Origin of the sequence: Haloterrigena salina JCM 13891 (genome assembly GCF_000337495.1) — an archaeon.
Taxonomy (GTDB): Archaea; Halobacteriota; Halobacteria; order Halobacteriales; family Natrialbaceae; genus Haloterrigena; species Haloterrigena salina.
Map to the genome: position 1 here is coordinate 121,090 of NZ_AOIS01000051.1, position 17,108 is coordinate 138,197.

Sequence of the window (17,108 nt, forward strand, 5' to 3'; positions counted from 1 at the left end):
CAGAAAGCGACGTCCCTCAAATCCGATTCTCTCCCTCGTACCGCGGCCTTTTACAACTGACAGCCGTACGCGAAGACATGACCGATCCGACCGCGCGCAATCGGCTCGAGGACGAGGAGAGCCCCTATCTGCGCCAGCACGCGGACAACCCCGTCAACTGGCAGCCCTGGGACGAACAGGCCCTCGAGGCCGCCAAGGAACGCGACGTCCCGATCTTCCTCTCGATCGGCTACTCGGCGTGTCACTGGTGTCACGTCATGGAAGACGAGAGCTTCGAGGACGACGATGTCGCCGAAGTGCTCAACGAGAACTTCGTTCCGATCAAGGTCGACCGCGAGGAGCGCCCGGACATCGACAGCATCTACATGACCGTCGCCCAGCTCGTCTCCGGCCGGGGCGGCTGGCCGCTGTCGGCGTGGCTCACGCCGGAGGGGAAACCGTTCTTCGTCGGCACCTACTTCCCGAAGGAGAGCCAGCGCAACCAGCCCGGCTTCCTCGAGCTCTGCCAGCGGATCAGCGACTCCTGGGAGAGCGAGGACCGCGAGGAGATGGAACACCGCGCCGACCAGTGGACCGAGGCCGCCAAGGACCGCCTCGAGGAGACCCCCGACGGCGCGGGCGCCGCGGGCGGCGCCGCCGAACCGCCCTCGAGCGAGGTTCTCGAGACGGCGGCAAACGCCGTACTCCGGAGCGCCGACCGCCAGTACGGCGGCTTCGGCTCCGGCGGTCCGAAGTTCCCCCAGCCCTCGCGCCTCCACGTCCTCGCCCGCGCGTACGATCGAACCGGCCGCGAGGAGTACCTCGAGGTGATCGAGGAAACCCTCGACGCGATGGCCGCGGGCGGGCTCTCCGACCACGTCGGCGGCGGCTTCCACCGCTACTGCGTCGACAAGGACTGGACAGTCCCCCACTTCGAGAAGATGCTGTACGACAACGCCGAGATTCCGCGGGCGTTCCTCGCCGGCTACCAGCTGACCGGCGACGAGCGCTACGCCGAGGTCGTCGAGGAAACGCTCGACTTCCTCGAGCGCGAGCTCACCCACGACGAGGGTGGCTTCTTCAGCACGCTCGACGCCCAGAGCGAGGATCCCGCAACCGGCGAGCGCGAGGAGGGGGCGTTCTACGTCTGGACGCCCGGCGAGGTAAGCGAGGTCCTCGAGGACGAGACGACGGCCGACCTCTTCTGTGCCCGCTACGACATCACCGAGTCGGGCAACTTCGAGGGGCGAAACCAGCCCAACCGCGTGCGTTCGCTCGAGTCGCTGGCCGAGGAGTACGATCTCGAACAAAGCGAGATCGAAGAGCGACTCGAGGACGCCCGCGAGACGCTGTTCGAGGCCCGCGAGGAGCGCCCGCGCCCGAACCGCGACGAGAAGGTGCTGGCCGGCTGGAACGGCCTCATGATCAACGCGTGCGCGGAGGCCGCGCTCGTCCTCGGCGAGGACCGCTACGCAGAACAGGCCGTCGACGCACTCGAGTTCGTTCGGGATCGACTCTGGGACGCGGACGAACAGCGGCTCTCTCGACGATTTAAGGACGGCGACGTCAAGGTCGACGGCTACCTCGAGGACTACGCCTTCCTCGCTCGCGGGGCCCTCGGCTGCTATCAGGCGACCGGCGACGTCGACCACCTCGCGTTCGCGCTGGATCTGGCGCGGACCATTGAAGCCGAGTTCTGGGACGAAGAGCAGGGGACCATCTACTTCACCCCCGAGAGCGGCGAGCCGCTCGTGACGCGCCCGCAGGAACTCACCGACCAGTCGACACCGTCGGCGGCCGGGGTCGCGGTCGAGACGCTGCTCGCGCTCGACGAATTCGCGGAGGACGACCTCGAGCGCATCGCCGCGACGGTCCTCGAGACCCACGCGAACAAGATCGAAGCTAACTCCCTCGAGCACGCCTCGCTCTGTCTGGCCGCCGATCGCCTCGAAGCGGGGGCGCTCGAGGTCACCGTCGCGGCCGACGAGTTGCCCGACGAGTGGCGCGATCGGTTCGCCGAGGAGTACCACCCCGGTCGGCTGTTCGCGCTCCGACCGCCGACCGAGGACGGACTCGAGGCCTGGCTCGACGAGTTAGCGCTCGACGAGGCACCGCCGATCTGGGCCGGCCGCGAGGCTCGCAACGGCGAGCCGACGCTGTACGTCTGTCGCGATCGGACGTGCTCGCCGCCGACCCACGACGTCGAGGACGCCCTCGAGTGGTTAGGTGACAACGCGGCGGTCGAGACCTCGGGAGCGGAATCGCTCGAGGAAGACGAAAGCCCGTTCTGACGGTGCGAGCGAGAGGCGCGCTCGCCCGCCCGCTCATTCGTCCGCCTCGGACGTGGGCTCGAGGTCCGCGTCGCCGACAACCGTTCGGTCGGGCAGGGTCGGCGTCGGCGCTCGCCCGAGCGTGAGCAGGCGCTCGGTGCGGGTGATCTCGTCCGCGCTCGGATCGGCCTTCTCGATCTGCTCGAACTCGACGGCCACGCCGTCGGACTCGGCGGCGATCCGAACGGCACACAGCTGATAGGACGGGTAGAACACCGGCGGAAGCACCCCGGCGACGACGTTCCGGCGGTGGAGGCGCTTCAGCCACGTCCCGGTGTTGACGAGCACCCCGTCGCCGACCTCCTTCAACAGCGGGCGGTGGGTGTGTCCGTAGCAGAAGACCGCCGTCTCCGGCCGCTCGGCGAACAGCTCGCGGGCGGCCGCCGCGTACGGCTCGTCGGGATCGACGGTGAGATCCGTCTCGAACACGCCGAACCGATCGACCGTTTTACCGACGTCGCGGAGGACGAAGTAGAGCGGAACGCCCGCGAGCACCAACACGCCCGCGATCGCCGCGTTGACGACGAGGAGAAAGTGAACCGCCTCCCCGACGAGACCCAGCCGGGCGAGCGCCGCGTCCACCGTCTCGACGGGCATCGTCCAGACGCCGGCCACGTCCAATCCGGCGAGCACCGCGAGCAGGACGCTGATGTTGAGCAACAGGAGGATCGGGATCGCGGCGTACCGCAGGAGGGGGTTCATCTCGCGGTAGAAGTACTTCGAGAGGAGCCAGCGGGGGACCCGCTCGGTCGGCGTCACCGCCTGTACGTCCTTCAACCAGTTGAACCGCCCCCGTTCGGACAGGCGGCCGGCCCTGCTCGTGACGTTGGTGTTGTAGTAGTATCCCATCGGCGTCTCGTACGGATTGCCGAAGTCCTCGAACCGATTGTTGGGATCGCGCTGGTGGCCGTGTTCGAAGTAGATCGTCCGTTCGCCGACCGGTCGGGTGATCGACTCGGCCCGGACGAGGTCGACGTTGTACGCGGCCAACCGCTCGGCGTACTCGTCGTAGGCCGCGAGTTCGTTGTCGTGGTTCCCCGGCAACAGCGTGATCGGGATCGATTCGCCCGTCTCGCGCAGCTGTTCGAACAGTTCGGGGTACCGTTCGGTCAGAACGTCGAACTTCGCTGGCCCGTCGACTTCGGTGAACTCCCACAGTCCGAACGCGTCGCCGTTGATGACGAGTTCCGCGTCCTCCTCGGTCGTCGCGAGCCGCTCGAGAAAGTCGAGCAACTCCTCGAGGAAGTCGACCTCGCCTAGCTGTTCGTCGCCGCCGATGTGGAGATCGCTGATCACGTAGTAGACCGGATCGTCGGCGTCGGCTGCCATGGCGTTTCATGTCCGACGCCGGAAGGGATAGTGTTGGTCCCCTTAGAGATGAGACGCGCCGCTTTCGGGGCGAGTCCGAACGCGACGAAACGGGGTCGAAACGGCCGGATCGGGACGAGCTGAATCGCTTACTGCAGTTCTTCCTCGAGGCGGTCGGCCAGCCAGATCGCCGGCGGCCGGTCCTCCTCCTCGACGAATCGGGTCACTTCCTCGCCGTCGTCTCCGTCCGCGCCAGCGGGCGCGCGCTCGACGACGACCGTCGGGATGTACTCGACGCCGTACTCCTCGACGCCGGGACCCTGCTTGTCCTCGTCGACCGCGATCTCGTCGATGCGATCCTCGGGGACGCCCGCGGCGTCCAGTGCCGCGCCGAAGTCCGGCAGGAGTTTCCGGCAGTCCTTACACCAGTCGCCGCCCCAGACCTTGTACACCAGTTCGTCGTTGTGCGCTTCGAGCGTGTCGATCGCGTCCTCGTAGGAGGCCTCGTCCCACGCGGGGTTGGGCTCCATGGTCTCGAGACTCATACTCCCCGATAGCGCGTCCGGGGGCTTAACGACGGTGTTTCCGTCACGGGAACGAATAGCCGGCACGTCCTGCCTGTGTCCAGCACCGGTTTACGTATCGACTTCCTAGGGGTTGCCAATGAAAGGCAGCATCCTGGACACCATCGGCTCGCCGCTCGTCCAGGTCGACTCGCCGGAGGGGGCGACGATCGCCACCAAGATCGAATCGTTCAACCCCGGCGGCTCGGCCAAGGACCGGCCGGCCCGCGAGATGATCCGGGCGGCCGAACGCGAGGGGCGGATCGAACCCGGCGACTGGCTCGTCGAACCGACCAGCGGCAACACCGGCATCGGGCTCGCGCTGGTCGCGGCCGCCCGCGACTACGATCTGACGATCGTCATGCCGGCGGACAAGTCCGAAGAGCGGCGCCGGGTCATGGCCGCCTACGGCGCCGAACTCGAGTTGGTCGAGGGCGACATGGAGGACGCCCGCGCTCGAGCGAACGAACTCGAGGCCGAGGGCGCGATCCAGCTCGGCCAGTTCGAGAACCCCGCCAACCCCGAGGCCCACTACAAGACGACCGGCGAGGAGATCCTCGAACAGGTCGGCGACCGCGAGATCGACGCCTTCGTCGCCGGCGTTGGCACCGGCGGCACGATCTCCGGCACCGGCCGGCGGCTCCGCGAGGAGTTCCCCGACATGGAGATCATCGCCGTCGAACCGGCGCGCAACGCCGTCCTCTCGACCGGCGAATCCGGCAGCGACAACTTCCAGGGGATGGGGCCCGGCTTCGTCAGCGACAACCTCGATCTCGACCTGATCGACCGCGTCGAGACGGTGAAACTCGAGGACGCCGAGGACGAGTGTCGGCGCCTCGCGCGCGACGAGGGCGTCCTCGTTGGCCAGTCCAGCGGCGCGACGAGCCTGGTCTCCCAGCGGATCGCCCGCGAGATCGCCGAGCCCGATCTCGACTGTCCGACCGTGACGGGCGCGTTCGACGACTCCGCCGCGGCGCCCGAGCCCGACGGGGGCCGGGTCGACGACTGCCCGCTCGTGGTCACGGTCTTCTGGGACAGCGGCGAGCGCTACCTCTCGACGGGCCTGTTCGACTAACGGCCGGTCGCTCGTTCGCTCGAGTCGCCGTACGGACTCCCGATCACTCGAGACGCGAAAATCGTTCTTTCACCTTGGCGAACGCCTTTTACCGAGCCCCGCCTCCCCTCGAGTAATGACCGATCGGTCGCGACGAGCGATCCTCTGCGGGGCCGCCGGGCTGATCGCGCTCTCCGCCGGCTGTCTCGACGAGGCCAATGTCTCTGACGACGCCGACGGCACCGACGACGTCGACCCCGACGAGAGCGAGCCCGAACCGGCTGCGAGCGACGCGCCCAGCGAAGACGACGGCCTCGAGGCGTCCGACGCCGTTTCGTTCGACCACAACCAGCCTCGAGAAGCGGACGCGACGCTCCTTACCGGCGCCGATCGAGCCCGCGGATGGCTCGCGGACCGCGGACTCGACGGAGAGCGGTACTCCGCGTTCGTCGACGAGACGACCTTCGACGACTCGGTCCTGCTCGGCCTCGAGGCGACGGGGCGGTCCCTCGATTACGAGCTGGCACTCGAAACGGTGACCGTCGAGAACGACGGCGACCCGACGCTCGTCGTCGAAGCGGCGGTTCGCGGGGAGTCGGACGAAGAGTCGGGCCGTTTGAGCGGCCAGCAATTGATCGGCGTCGGACAGCTCGTCCGCGCGACGTTCGACGGCGAGCTCGCGACGGACGCGTCCGTGACGATCGTCGACGGCGACGGCGAGTCCATTCAGAAAACGCTCGCCGTCGATAGCGCGAGCGAATCGACCGAAGCGAGCGGGTTTGCTTCCGACGCCGACGACGCGTAGCACACGCTTCCGATGCGTTCGGTTCTCGGCCGCGGCGTCGCTACGGCGAATGTTCCGCTTCCGTGAGGCGAACGACGAGCGTCTCGTCGACGTCCCGGAGGTCGTAGGTCGGGAGTTCGCCGCCGGTCCGGCGCACGTACAGCGGTTCGACGAGCCGCCAGTTCGTCGTCTCGGCGCGCGTCTCGTCCGCGTCCGCCGATTCGTCCGACTCGGCGTCGTTCGCCGTCGGTTCGGCGGCATCACCCTCGCTCTCGTCCGCAGATTCAGTTCCGGCGTCGGGATCCGGGCCGACTCGCTCGAGGCCGTAGATCTTGCAGAACTCGGCGGTGTCGGCGGGCTCGAGGTCGCCGTTGCGGAGTTCCGTCGCGAGCGCCCGCGAGAGCCACTCGTCCTCGCTGACGCTCGGCTCCTGGACGAGCGCCTCGTCGACGAACCGGGTGAGATACCAGTTCAGGTCGTTCAGCAGAGAGACGGCCGCGCCAACGCTGACCGTCCGCAGGGAGATCGAGTTCTCGAACGGGCGACGCAGATCGTACGTCGCGAGGGCCTCGCGGGAGGTCTCCCGGGAGAGGAGTTCGTACTGGAGGTTGCAGTCGGAATCCCCGATGAGACAGACGCGAGTCACTACATTGTGATCGGTCCGTGGCCGTAATGTGGGTTTCGCTCCGGGCGCTCGAGCGGTCAGGGCGCGACCAGGTCCGCGTTCTTCGCCGCCTCCTCGGCCCGCTCGAGGAGGTCGTCTGGCTCGTGTGCGAGCAGCGGCTCGAGGCGGGCGTTGGTCTCGACGCGGTCGGGCGTGACGCGGTTGCAGCCGGCGTCGATCGTCGAGTCGGTAAACGTGCCGATCTCGCGGGCCTGGGCGACGATGTCCTGTTTGTCACGGGTGAGCAGCGGGCGGTGGATCGGGAGGTCGGCGGCGCGGCTGGTGACGCCGAGGTTCTGGAGGGTCTGGCTGGACTTCTGGCCGACGGCCTCGCCGGTGACGATCCCGTGGGCGTCGACGCGCTCGGCCAGCGTCTCGGCGGCCCGGTAGAAAAAGCGGCGCAGGGAGAGCATCCGCCCCTTGTCCATCTCTCGGACCAGCAGATCGACGGCCTCGCCGCCGGGGATCCGGTAGACGTCCATGTCGAAATTAGGCGCGTACGCCGAGAGGAGCCGAACAGTTTCCATCGCGCGGGCCTCGTGGTCGATCCCGCCATAGTCGCCGAGGTCGACGTAGGCCGGCACGATCGGGCTCCCCCGTTTCATGATCTCGTAGGCCGCGACCGGCGAGTCGATCCCGCCGCTGACCAGCGCGACCGCGGGCTCCTGGGAGCCGAGCGGTAGCCCGCCCGGTCCGGGGAGTTTCTCGAGGTAGACGTAGGTGCACTTATCGCGGACTTCGACGCCGAAGGTGACATCGGGATCGTCGAGGTCGACTTCGGGCTCGAACTCGTCCTCGACGGCGGCCCAGACGGCGTCGCCGCCCTCGCGGGCCAGATCCTCGCTGCTGTAGGGGACGTCCTTGTTCGCCCGGCGGGCGTCGACTGCGAACGCGCCGCCGTCGTAACACTCGCGGGCGGCCTCGGTCAGCGCCTCGAGGATTCGTTCCTTCTCGGTGCTGACGGTCAGGGCGGGGCTGGCCGAGACGACGCCGAAGGCGTCGGTCGCCGCGTCGGTTGCCTCCGCGACGGCGTCCTCGGTCGTGTGGATCAGCGGTCGGTTCCACTTGCGCTCGACGTCGCCGGGGATCGAGCGGTCCTCGAGGAGGGCTTCGAGGTTCTCACAGAGGACGTCCACCATGTACCGCTTGACGGTGTTGCTCTTGGTGTTGAGATCCCCGTGACGAACGAGGACGGTATCGGCTCCAGGGGGGGACATGAACGTGGATAGCGGGTCGCCCCTATAAGGGGGTTACGAGGCGCGGACTCGGGGGCGGAACGCGGGGGACGAGCCAAGTTCAACTCACCGACTCGCCGACGGTCGGACTCACGTGCCCGGTGTGGACGTAGATCCCGGCGACGAGGACGGCCCCCGCGAGCATCGGGATGACGGCGCTGGCGGCGTAGAGGCCGTCGAACCCGAATCCGAGGTCCTGTATCAGCGGCAAGGAGACGAGCGGCCCGAGCGCGCCGCCGACGTCGCCGAAGACGTTGTTCGTCCCCATCGCGCGGCCGACCCGCTCCTCGGGCGTGAGGTCGGCCAGCAGTGCCGTCAGCGGGCCGCCGACCCCGCCCTGTCCGGCGCCGATCAGGACGCAGGCCAGCACCAGCACTTCGAACCTCGAGCCGAACGCGAGGACGGCGAAGCCGACACAAGAGGTGACGAGGAAGCCGAGCATGACGGGGACGCGCGCGCCGACCGAGTCGGAGAGCGCGCCGCCGCCGAGGGTGAACACCGACCCCGACAGCACGGTGACGGCCATCAGCATCCCCGAGGAGCCCTGCGCGTCGAGCCCGAAGATGGAGATGGCGCGCGCGTCGATCAGGAGCACCAGCGTCGAGAAGAGGACGCCGATGTACGCGAAGTAGAGCCCGAAGTTGACGAGGCCGATCGTCAGCGCCGGGAGGCTCCGCTCGACGTCCCAGGGTTTGACCGCGCGCTGCTCGCCCTCGACGTGGGTCTCGGGGACGATCAGGTAGGCGATGACGCTCGCGAGGCCGGCGAAGGAGGCCGCGAGGACGAACGCCGTGACGTTGCCCCAGAGGTCGCTGACGACGCCGCCCATCACGAGTCCGGCGGGGAAGCCGAATGTGATGCCCGCGCGGACGATCCCCATGCTGGTTCCCCTCGAGTCGGCCTCGCTGACGTCCGCCGTGATCGTGTAGGCGGTCGCGAAGACGAGCGCGCTGCCGATCCCCCAGCAGACGCGGGCGAGCATGAACCAGCCCTCCGGGAACGACGAGACGATGGCGACGACGTAGCCGAACGTCGCCAGCCCCTCGATCGCCAGCCCCGCGACGAACGGCGTCCGGGTACCGACGCGGTCGATGAGCACGCCCGCCGGCGCGTTGGCCACGAGCCGCGTGATCCGGTTGGCGCTCAGGATCAGGCCGACCAGAAACGGCGAGATTCCCAACACCGCGCCCAAGTTCGGCAGGATCGGAAAGACCACGCCGCCGCCGAAGCCGACGAAGAAGGTACTGGCGACGACGGCGAAGACGACGCGGTTCGAACCGGCGGCGGTGGAGGGTAATTTCACTGGCGATCGCTCTCGAGTCGTTCGTTCGGAAGACGCTACGTAAACCGCACAGCGTTGGGTCTGAAGGGTCTGTCGGAACCGGCGATGGGGGCCGACTCACGGGCTCGTCGCTCGGTTCGAGAAGGGGTACTGGTACTCGACCGCTCAGAACGTCGAGAGTTCGCCGTCGATCACGCGGCGCGTGATCTCGGTGACGTCGGCGAGTTCCTCGTCGACGATCGCCTCGACGTCGTCCTCAACGTCGCCGACCGCGACGCCCTCTTCGGTGACCAGTTCGACGTCGGCGACGTGGGGCCGGTCGATCGGGCGGCCGATCTGGGAGAGCAGGCGCACGCGCAGGTCGCGGATCTCGTCGACATCGTCGACGACCGACTCGGCGATCTCCGTCGAGAGCAGGTTGTAGATCTTCCCGATGTGGTTGACGGGGTTCTTGCCGCTGGTCGCCTCCATCGACATCGATCGGTTGGGCGTGATCAGGCCGTTGGCGCGGTTGCCCCGACCGACGGAGCCGTCGTCGCCCTGCTCGGCGGAGGTGCCCGTCACGGTGAGGTAGATCGAACCCTCGTCGTAGTCGTCGGCGTTGTTGACGTGGACGGCGACCTCGCGGTCGGTGTACTCGCCGGCGATCTCCTCGACGTACGCCTGGACCTCGTCGACGGCGTCGCTGTAGGCGTCCATGTCCGGGACGTACTCGTCGACCATCGCCGCTGCGACGGTGACATCGATCCGGTCGCCCTCGCGTTTGCCCATGATCTTCACGTCGGGACCCAGGTACGGGTTTTCGTCGGCGAACTCCCCGTTGAGTCGCCGCTCGGCCTCGAGGACGATCCGCTCGGTTTCGGTCAGCGGCGCGTGGCCGACGCCGTAGCTCGTGTCGTTTGCCATCGGCACTGAGACCTCGTCCTCCCCGAAGACCTCCTGGAGGTCGCCGCTGCCCTCGCCGAGTTTGACGTCGACGACGATGTCCTCGCCGACCTCGAGTTGCGGGATCGTCTCCGAGAGGTAGTCGCGCGCGGCCCGCAGCGCGACCGTCTCGGCGGGGATGGTCTCGCCGTCGTAGTGTTTGGTCGCGCGGCCGACGATCAGGAGATAGATGGGGTCGACGACCTCGCCGCCACCGAACGCGGGGGCAGCCTCGCCGGCGACCAGTTGCGTCTCGTCGGTGTTGAAGTGCAGTACTTCGCCCACGCGGTCGATGTACTCGCGGGCCAGCGCGCCGGCGACGGCCTCAGCGACCCCGTCGCAGATCGAGTCGGGATGGCCGATCCCCTTTCGCTCGACGACTTCGACTTCCTGGTCTTCCACTGCCTGGCGGTCGATAGACTCGACCCGAATGTTCCGCTCGCTCATTACCGGGGATTGGCGGAGCGCCGTTCTATAACTTGCGGATATGATTTTCCAGCCTGCTCATAACTGTCAGGTGTTATCGTGCGTCCAGCCGTCACAAACGGCTCGACTCAGGACTCGAGCAACAGTCCCAGATACGAGGTCCTGAGCTGGTCGTCCGGATCGAGGTCGAGTCGCTCGAGGACATCGTAGGCGCCCTCGCGAGCCGACTCGAGCTCGTCCTCCGTCGCGACCTCGGTCTCGACCTCGACGTACTCGCCGACGTCGTCGACCGCGTCGAGGGTGACGGTGTACCCGTCGAGCCCGTAGCGCTCGCGTTCCTTGCGGACCGTCGCGGCCGCCTCGAAGCCGAGGCTCGTCAGGACGGCGTCCATCGTCTCGCCGTCGTCGACGCCGGTCTCGAACTCCTCGCGGCTCTTTGACTCGTCGTCCAGCAGCGGCCCCTTGTAGGTGATCCGGCTCTCGTCGCCGTCGTCGGACGACTCCCGCCGGATGCGCAGCGCCTCGTCGGTCTCGGGGAACGACCGATGGGGCGCGTCGTAGTACGTATCCGCCTGCACGACGGTCCGCTTTCGGGTCGCGCCGAGATCCTCGAGGCGGTCCCGGACGGCCTCGAGCTCCGCGGGAACCTTCACTTCGACCTCGTACATGGGTGAGCGCACGCGGACCGGCCGTAAGTATCGGTCGTTCTCCTCCTCGCGCCAAAGCGTCGCCCTTAAATGCGGACGGCGGGACGTACAACGTATGACCGAGGATCAGGAGGCCGAGCTCGAGGAGCAGGCCGATGACGTCGAAGCAGAAGCAACAGACGAAGGCGCCGACGAGGCCGAGGGGCTTCAGGAGGGCGACTTCGTCGAGCTAGAGTATACCGCGTACACCGCCGACGGCGACCAGCTGGTCGACACGACCGATCCCGAGGTCGCCGAGGAAGAGGGTGTCGACGACCAGGGTCAGGAGTTCAAGCCGCGGACGATCGTCCTCGGCGAGGGCCACATCTTCGGCGCCGTCGAAGACGATATCATCGGCTCCGAGCCCGGTGACGAGGGGACCGTGACCGTGTCCGCCGAGGAGGCCTTTGGCGAGTACGACCCCGACGACGTCCAGACCGTCAGCGCCGAGAAGATCGACGAGGACGACCGTTACCCCGGTGCCAACGTGCAGATCGACGGCCAGCAGGGCTACATCAGCACGATCATCGGCGGCCGCGCCCGCGTCGACTTCAACCATCCGCTGGCCGGCGAGGACGTCGAGTACGAGTACGAGATTCTCGGCGAGGTCGACGACCGCGAGAAGCAGGCCGCCGGCCTGTTCGAGATGTTCCTCGGGATGGAGCCCGAGCTCTGGATCGAGACGGACGAGGTCGAGGAAGAGGTCCCCGTCGAGCCCGACGAGGACGACGAGGACGCCGAACCCGAGTTCGAAACCGAAACCGTCGAGAAGGAGACGCTCTACCTCGAGGCCACGCCCCAGATGACGATGAACCAGCAGTGGATGATGGGCAAACAGCAGATCGGTCAGCAGATCATCGACCAGATCGGCGTCGACCGCGTCATCGTCCAGGAAGTCATCGACGGCATGGGCGGTATGGGCGGCATGATGGGCGGTATGGGCGGCATGGGCGGCGGCGACATCGAGGAGGCCCTCGAGGACGCCGACGTCGACGCCGACGAGATCGTCGAAGAGCTCGAAGGCGCCGAGGAGTAAGTCGCACCGTTCCACTTCCCGAATACGGACCGCGAACACGCGCGGATCGACTTTTTCGGCCGATGGACTGTAGCCTCGAGCGGCTGCGATGGGCGCTTCGACGAGCGAGGACGAGGCGAAACCGGTTTCGAACGCGGCGTTCGGCGATATCAAGCAGTGGTTCCTGCTCGACGGCAACCGGTTCGCGATCGCGTGATCTCGCCGTCGCGTTCGGACTGGCATAGTTAGCGCTCGCGGCCAGCGGTCTCGCTCCACTGGCGGACTCCACGCCGCTTATCTACGCGTTCAGCGCGTTGCTAACGGGCAACTTCACGCTGATCACCGTCGTCGTCTCGATCAACCAGCTTCTGGTCTCACAGGAACTGGAGTCGCCGGGCCAACCCGAGGACGAGATCGAGCAGACCGGCGACTACCGCGAGAAGATCGACTCGGTCACGAACCGGATCGCACCTGCCGAGCCGTCGGGATTTCTCCGTCTCGTCGTCGAGAGCGCGTGTCGAGACGCCCAGCGACTCGGCGTCGCGACTGTCGATGCGGTACCCGACGGCGGCCGCGGCGAACTCGACGAAATCGTGATGGATCTCCCCGATCGGCTCCGCGAGATCGACATCGCTCGCCAGTACTTCAAATCGCTGTACCTACAGGTCGAACTCTCCAGGCCCTCTCAGTATCTCTGTTACACGGGACTTCCGGCCGTCGGCGTCGCCGTCGCCGCGCTATTCGTGCTGACGACGGTGTCGGACCCGACCTTCGCGGCGCAGCTACAAACGGTCCTCTTCCCACTGGTCGTCGCGATCGGTGTGTTCGCTCGCGCTGCTGTTCGCGTACATTCTGCGGACGGCGACGGTCATCGAACGGACGGCGGCAATCACGCCGTTTACGACCCCCGAGCAGGAGGTCTGACATGAATAGCTACGGGTTAATCAGTGAACTCGTCCGTCACGTTCTCGTCGACTACGAGCCGAAGAGTCGTGATCTGACCGTGTGTGAGAAGATCCAATTCGTCGAACGGTCCCTCGAGCGCTGACTGACAGTAGAGCGCTTCCGGTGCCGGCTGCGTTCCACTAGGTCGTTCTTCCGGGACGAGCAGGTAGTCCGCGTTTTGTTTCCCCTCAGCGAGTACGCAGTACTGATCGTCCCAACGTTCGAGCGCAGTCACTCGTACTGTTACCGGACCCTCTCGTCCGTTGCCATTAGCTTCATATCGAACGATATCACCGGGCCGGAGCCGATAGGTCAGGCGCTTTAGTTGTTCGATATGCTCGTTCGACACGTCCTGCGTCGACTCTGACGGTTCCGAAGCGCTGTCCATACGCCGAAAACGCGTGATCGGGTTATAATCGTTCTCGCCGACTGGTAGATAGAACGGATTGCGCATCAACCCACCTGATCGATTTCGTCGCTTCAATAGCTTCAAAACTATCGGTACCGTTGTAATCGAATAATGGATATCCCTGATCGCGTGCAGATCGTTCCGCTCGGTTACGAGCGGGAGCGAATCCTGGAACCGATCTACCAGCTAAAAGCGGATCGAGTCGTACTGCTCCGCCAACTGCCGGAAGACGACTACGAAGCGCCGTTTCAGCGGGAAGTCGTCGAAACGCTGCGGGAAAACGACCGGATCGAACTCGAGATTCGCGAGTGCGATCTCTTCGATATAGACAGCGCACGCGAAGCGATCGTGGACGCGATCGAAGCGTCCGACGGTGACGACGTCTACGTCAACGTCTCGACCGGCAGCAAGATCACGGCGATCGCGGCGATGACGGCCTGCCAAACGACGGACGCGAAACCGTTCTACGCCGAACCCGAGTACCGTGACAACGACGGCGAACTGGACCCGCCCGACGAGCCGATCGTCGACGGCGTCGGCGACGTCTACTCGCTTCCGACGTTCGACCTCGAGGGACCATCGAATGAACAACTCGAGATTCTCTCCTATCTCAGTGACGACGACGGGGCCACGAAGAAGGAGTTGATTCGGTTCTCCGAGGAACGAGACCTGCCGTTCATCGCGGAGTCCGAGTCGAAGTCCGACGAGGGACGGTATCGACTCCTCGAGACGCATATTATCGGCCCGCTCGTCGAAGAGGGGTACGTTTCCACTGAGAAGATCGGCCGACAGAAGCACGTTTATCTTGACGAGCGTGGCGAGGACGCCCTCCGGACGTTCCCGACGGGGGTCGACTCGTAGCGCGAGTGGGACGCTCATCTCTCTTTGCGGACTCTCGACCCGTCGGTGATACATCGTCGTCCGCTCGAACTGCCCCATAATATCGACTCTAAATTATGGACGTTAGTATTATGCCGATATCGATACTATATCGAAACAGACTGTCACATGACTCGAGACGACTCCCCTGCTGATGAACCAGACGAGACGCCACCGACCGACGAGATCGACGACGCGATTCGGGAATTCGTCGATGACGACCGCTATCGAAAGCGGGCAGCGATGTTCCGAAATCTCGATCGCTGGACCGGTGACGATCCCGTCTTGCTGGTCGTTGATGCGGCGGGAACGACGACGGGGGCGGGGTACTTCGACAGCGTCAAGCCGGCCGTCGAGCGATTTCGAGAGCGGTACGTCGAGACCGGCGAGATTACGACGCTGCACGAACTGGCAGATGCTGAAACTGAACTCCAATCGATCTTCACCAACCGACGGAAGCAAACCGTTGCGATGGAGTTAGCGGCGTACTTCTCCGCACGTCCGGAGGCGTCGGATCTCGAGGCGATGCGGACTTGGGCAGAAACGGCACCCCTGTATCCATACACCGACGACCCAATCAGCGAGATATCCGGTATCGGACAGAAGACATTTCTATTCCTGCAGATGCTCGCCGGAGCAGACGCGATTAAGCCGGATCGACACGTCGAGAAATTCGTCGACTCGCTCCGCGAGACGCTGCCGTCGGCGCCGCTGGAAGCCACGGACACCGAAGCTGTCCTCGAGAGCTGCGAGTGGCTCGCCGCGCACTCGTCGTTCGATCTACTGGAACTCGATCAGATCGCCTGGTGGTACTTCGCGGACGTCCCGCCCGAAATCGAACGCAAGTGGGACGGTGACACAGACTCGGAGTCGGACGGACTCCGCGTACTCCTCGAGACCGTCGACCGCGACGAAGTCGAAGTGCACCGATTGGGCGAACTCCGAAACGGTGAGGTCGTTCAGAGCGACGCCGACGGGAAATCGCTCGAGCGAATCGTCGAACGCGTCGGTGAACGGCCGATTAGGGGGGACGGGGACGTCTCGGACCCTGTGTTCTGGCTCCGGGAGTGTCGCTCGTTCGGTTCGCAACTGCAACGCGATCGGGCGAGCGTGCTTCATCCCGCGATCGATCGCAAACTGTTGTACCCGCAGTGTCCGCTGGTCGGCGCGCTTCGCGGGCTCGATGCCGACGGCTCGACGTACGAGGACGTGCTGGAACTCGATCTCACGGAGCCGCATCTCGGCCGATCGCCATCTCGAGACGGCCACACGGTCACGTTGCGGTACGAATTGCCGCAACCGTCCGATGGATCGCTCACCCGAGAGTTCGTCGACGAGCGGGCGCGTCCGACCGCAGTCAACGTGATCCAGGGAGTTGTCGCCGCGACGGAATACGAACACCGGATCAACACCGTCGACGTCAATACGATCGAGGTGTACGGCTACTGTTACTCTCAGACGGTCTGGAAACTGCGAATCGATTACGATACCGCGGCCGCAATCGATTGGGAGACATACGACGGTTCCGAGCTCCCGGCGGATTCGGAGCAGTATACGAATCTCGCTCGGGCGGACCGGTAGTTTACGAACGTCGATCGTTCGTGTTCCTCAGAGATACTATAACTAATCGATTAGGGGATACGACTCCGGGCAGGACGATTCAGTGAGCGGAACGTTCGAGATATCGTCGATCGGCGTCGGAATCTCGACTGGCCCGGCTCCGGCCTCGGTTCGCCCGACGAATCGCCACAGAAGGTAGTGAGACCAACCGCTCGACTCGAGGTCCGTGAGATCAACGTCAACGACGACGAATCTGGGCTCGTGGGACGCGTTCACGGCTAATCGGTGTAGACCGTACAGATCAGTTCCAGCCCCTCTCGCCGCTCGGGAACACATCTCGGTCGGGAGTCGGCCATGGTACGCCATCGGATCGTCGGGAACTGTCAGGACCCGCCAACACGTGATTGCTTCGCTGATCCCGGAACGGCGACCTCTTCTCTGAGCCGTTGATTGCCGGTCGCCCAGACGTCGACGGCCGGGATCTCGTGAGCAAGATATTTGACCAGGCCAGTGACACGGCTCAGTGCTCCGGATGCGGATTGACGCTCACCGTGTGATCGCGGTCGAAACACACGACGGCCGTCGGAACTGGCGTGTCCCATTCCCGAGCGTCGGTCGAGCGGTCCGCCGGACTCGAGTTCCCGGTCGTCGGTCCATCGCGTCGATTCCTGACGGCGACCAGGAACGGAGGGAGAAAATACTATCGCCTGTTCGTTATCATCGATACTTTCTGCGAAAAGAAGCCGATCGGCTCACCGGGAATCTCATGGTTATCGACGAGTAGAGACGAAGGCACGATAGCCGGGACCGAGAATCTCTCCGTTAGAGACTTCGAAACGGGTTCCCGAGCGCGCGTTCGGATCGACCGAACGAGTACGCGATCACGCGATGTCCCGACTCGTGTCGATCGCCACTTCCTCGGTCAACTCGAGCTTGATCGCCTCGGTCGGCTGGCTGCCGCCGCGGAACTTGGGGACCGTAAGGTGGTTCTCGAGGTCCGTGCCGTCGATTTCGGTCCGGAGGTCGAAGACGGCGTCGGCGGCGTGGTACGTCCGCGACCGGTTC

The 17,108-nt window shown here is 65.6% G+C and carries 16 protein-coding genes (1 of these 16 running past the window's edge); 7 read left to right on the plus strand and 9 right to left on the minus strand.

The genetic code is table 11. The features are described 5' to 3' along the window. The first annotated feature begins 77 nt into the window (after positions 1–77). Positions 78–2,270 carry a thioredoxin domain-containing protein gene (locus C477_RS15460; protein WP_008895453.1) on the plus strand — a complete coding sequence of 731 codons (2,193 nt, stop codon included), beginning with the start codon at positions 78–80 and terminating at the stop codon, positions 2,268–2,270. A gap of 33 nt (positions 2,271–2,303) precedes the next feature. Here the strand turns inward: C477_RS15460 and C477_RS15465 are convergent, their stop codons facing one another. Together C477_RS15465 and C477_RS15470 are read right to left on the minus strand one after the other, a co-directional pair. Then, positions 2,304–3,638 carry a metallophosphoesterase gene (locus tag C477_RS15465; protein ID WP_008895454.1) on the minus strand — a complete coding sequence of 445 codons (1,335 nt, stop codon included), beginning with the start codon at positions 3,636–3,638 and terminating at the stop codon, positions 2,304–2,306. Between the two features lie 128 nt (positions 3,639–3,766). Further along, complete coding sequence (locus C477_RS15470; protein WP_008895455.1) at positions 3,767–4,162, minus strand: thioredoxin domain-containing protein; 396 nt, start codon at positions 4,160–4,162, stop codon at positions 3,767–3,769. Positions 4,163–4,280: 118 nt separating this feature from the next. On the opposite strand from C477_RS15470, the gene C477_RS15475 reads away from it, so the two are divergent. Then, positions 4,281–5,255: a PLP-dependent cysteine synthase family protein gene (locus C477_RS15475; RefSeq protein ID WP_008895456.1), complete on the plus strand. Its 975-nt coding sequence runs from the start codon at positions 4,281–4,283 to the stop codon at positions 5,253–5,255. 115 nt (positions 5,256–5,370) lie between these two features. Next, the gene (locus C477_RS15480; RefSeq protein ID WP_008895457.1) at positions 5,371–6,039 is read left to right on the plus strand and encodes a hypothetical protein; all 669 of its coding nucleotides are present in this window, start codon (positions 5,371–5,373) and stop codon (positions 6,037–6,039) included. 40 nt (positions 6,040–6,079) lie between these two features. On the opposite strand, the gene C477_RS15485 is transcribed toward C477_RS15480, so the two are convergent. From C477_RS15485 to cyaB, 5 genes are all read right to left on the minus strand, one after another. Continuing rightward, positions 6,080–6,664: a DUF5804 family protein gene (locus tag C477_RS15485; RefSeq protein WP_008895458.1), complete on the minus strand. Its 585-nt coding sequence runs from the start codon at positions 6,662–6,664 to the stop codon at positions 6,080–6,082. A 56-nt stretch (positions 6,665–6,720) separates the two neighbouring features. Further along, complete coding sequence (locus tag C477_RS15490) at positions 6,721–7,899, minus strand: tRNA sulfurtransferase (protein WP_008895459.1); 1,179 nt, start codon at positions 7,897–7,899, stop codon at positions 6,721–6,723. 79 nt (positions 7,900–7,978) lie between these two features. After that, positions 7,979–9,220 carry an MFS transporter gene (locus tag C477_RS15495; protein WP_008895460.1) on the minus strand — a complete coding sequence of 414 codons (1,242 nt, stop codon included), beginning with the start codon at positions 9,218–9,220 and terminating at the stop codon, positions 7,979–7,981. Positions 9,221–9,364: 144 nt separating this feature from the next. Continuing rightward, positions 9,365–10,570, minus strand: coding sequence for a methionine adenosyltransferase (locus C477_RS15500; protein WP_008895461.1), 1,206 nt, complete (start codon positions 10,568–10,570; stop codon positions 9,365–9,367). Positions 10,571–10,677: 107 nt separating this feature from the next. Further along, on the minus strand, positions 10,678–11,217 hold the full coding sequence (cyaB, locus tag C477_RS15505; protein WP_008895462.1) for a class IV adenylate cyclase: 540 nt from the start codon (positions 11,215–11,217) through the stop codon (positions 10,678–10,680). A gap of 94 nt (positions 11,218–11,311) precedes the next feature. Here cyaB and C477_RS15510 point away from each other — a divergent pair, with 94 nt between their 5' ends. Next, positions 11,312–12,271 carry an FKBP-type peptidyl-prolyl cis-trans isomerase gene (locus C477_RS15510; RefSeq protein ID WP_008895463.1) on the plus strand — a complete coding sequence of 320 codons (960 nt, stop codon included), beginning with the start codon at positions 11,312–11,314 and terminating at the stop codon, positions 12,269–12,271. Between the two features lie 293 nt (positions 12,272–12,564). Next, positions 12,565–13,179 (plus strand): hypothetical protein, encoded by a 615-nt coding sequence (locus tag C477_RS15515; RefSeq protein ID WP_008895464.1) that lies wholly within the window; start codon positions 12,565–12,567, stop codon positions 13,177–13,179. An 11-nt stretch (positions 13,180–13,190) separates the two neighbouring features. Here the strand turns inward: C477_RS15515 and C477_RS23605 are convergent, their stop codons facing one another. Continuing rightward, complete coding sequence (locus C477_RS23605) at positions 13,191–13,649, minus strand: hypothetical protein (RefSeq protein WP_152423335.1); 459 nt, start codon at positions 13,647–13,649, stop codon at positions 13,191–13,193. A gap of 66 nt (positions 13,650–13,715) precedes the next feature. Between C477_RS23605 and C477_RS15520 the strand changes: the two genes are divergently transcribed. Both C477_RS15520 and C477_RS15525 read left to right on the plus strand, forming a co-directional pair. Next, positions 13,716–14,465: an HFX_2341 family transcriptional regulator domain-containing protein gene (locus C477_RS15520; RefSeq protein WP_008895465.1), complete on the plus strand. Its 750-nt coding sequence runs from the start codon at positions 13,716–13,718 to the stop codon at positions 14,463–14,465. A gap of 147 nt (positions 14,466–14,612) precedes the next feature. After that, positions 14,613–16,064 carry a hypothetical protein gene (locus tag C477_RS15525; protein ID WP_008895466.1) on the plus strand — a complete coding sequence of 484 codons (1,452 nt, stop codon included), beginning with the start codon at positions 14,613–14,615 and terminating at the stop codon, positions 16,062–16,064. 860 nt (positions 16,065–16,924) lie between these two features. Here C477_RS15525 and C477_RS15535 read toward each other — a convergent pair. Beyond that, positions 16,925–17,108, minus strand: partial view of an RAD55 family ATPase gene (locus tag C477_RS15535; RefSeq protein ID WP_008895468.1) — the end only. The gene runs 407 nt beyond the window's last position; 184 of the gene's 591 nt are visible here — the last part of the coding sequence; its start codon lies beyond the right edge, outside the window — the gene reads right to left on this strand; the stop codon is at positions 16,925–16,927.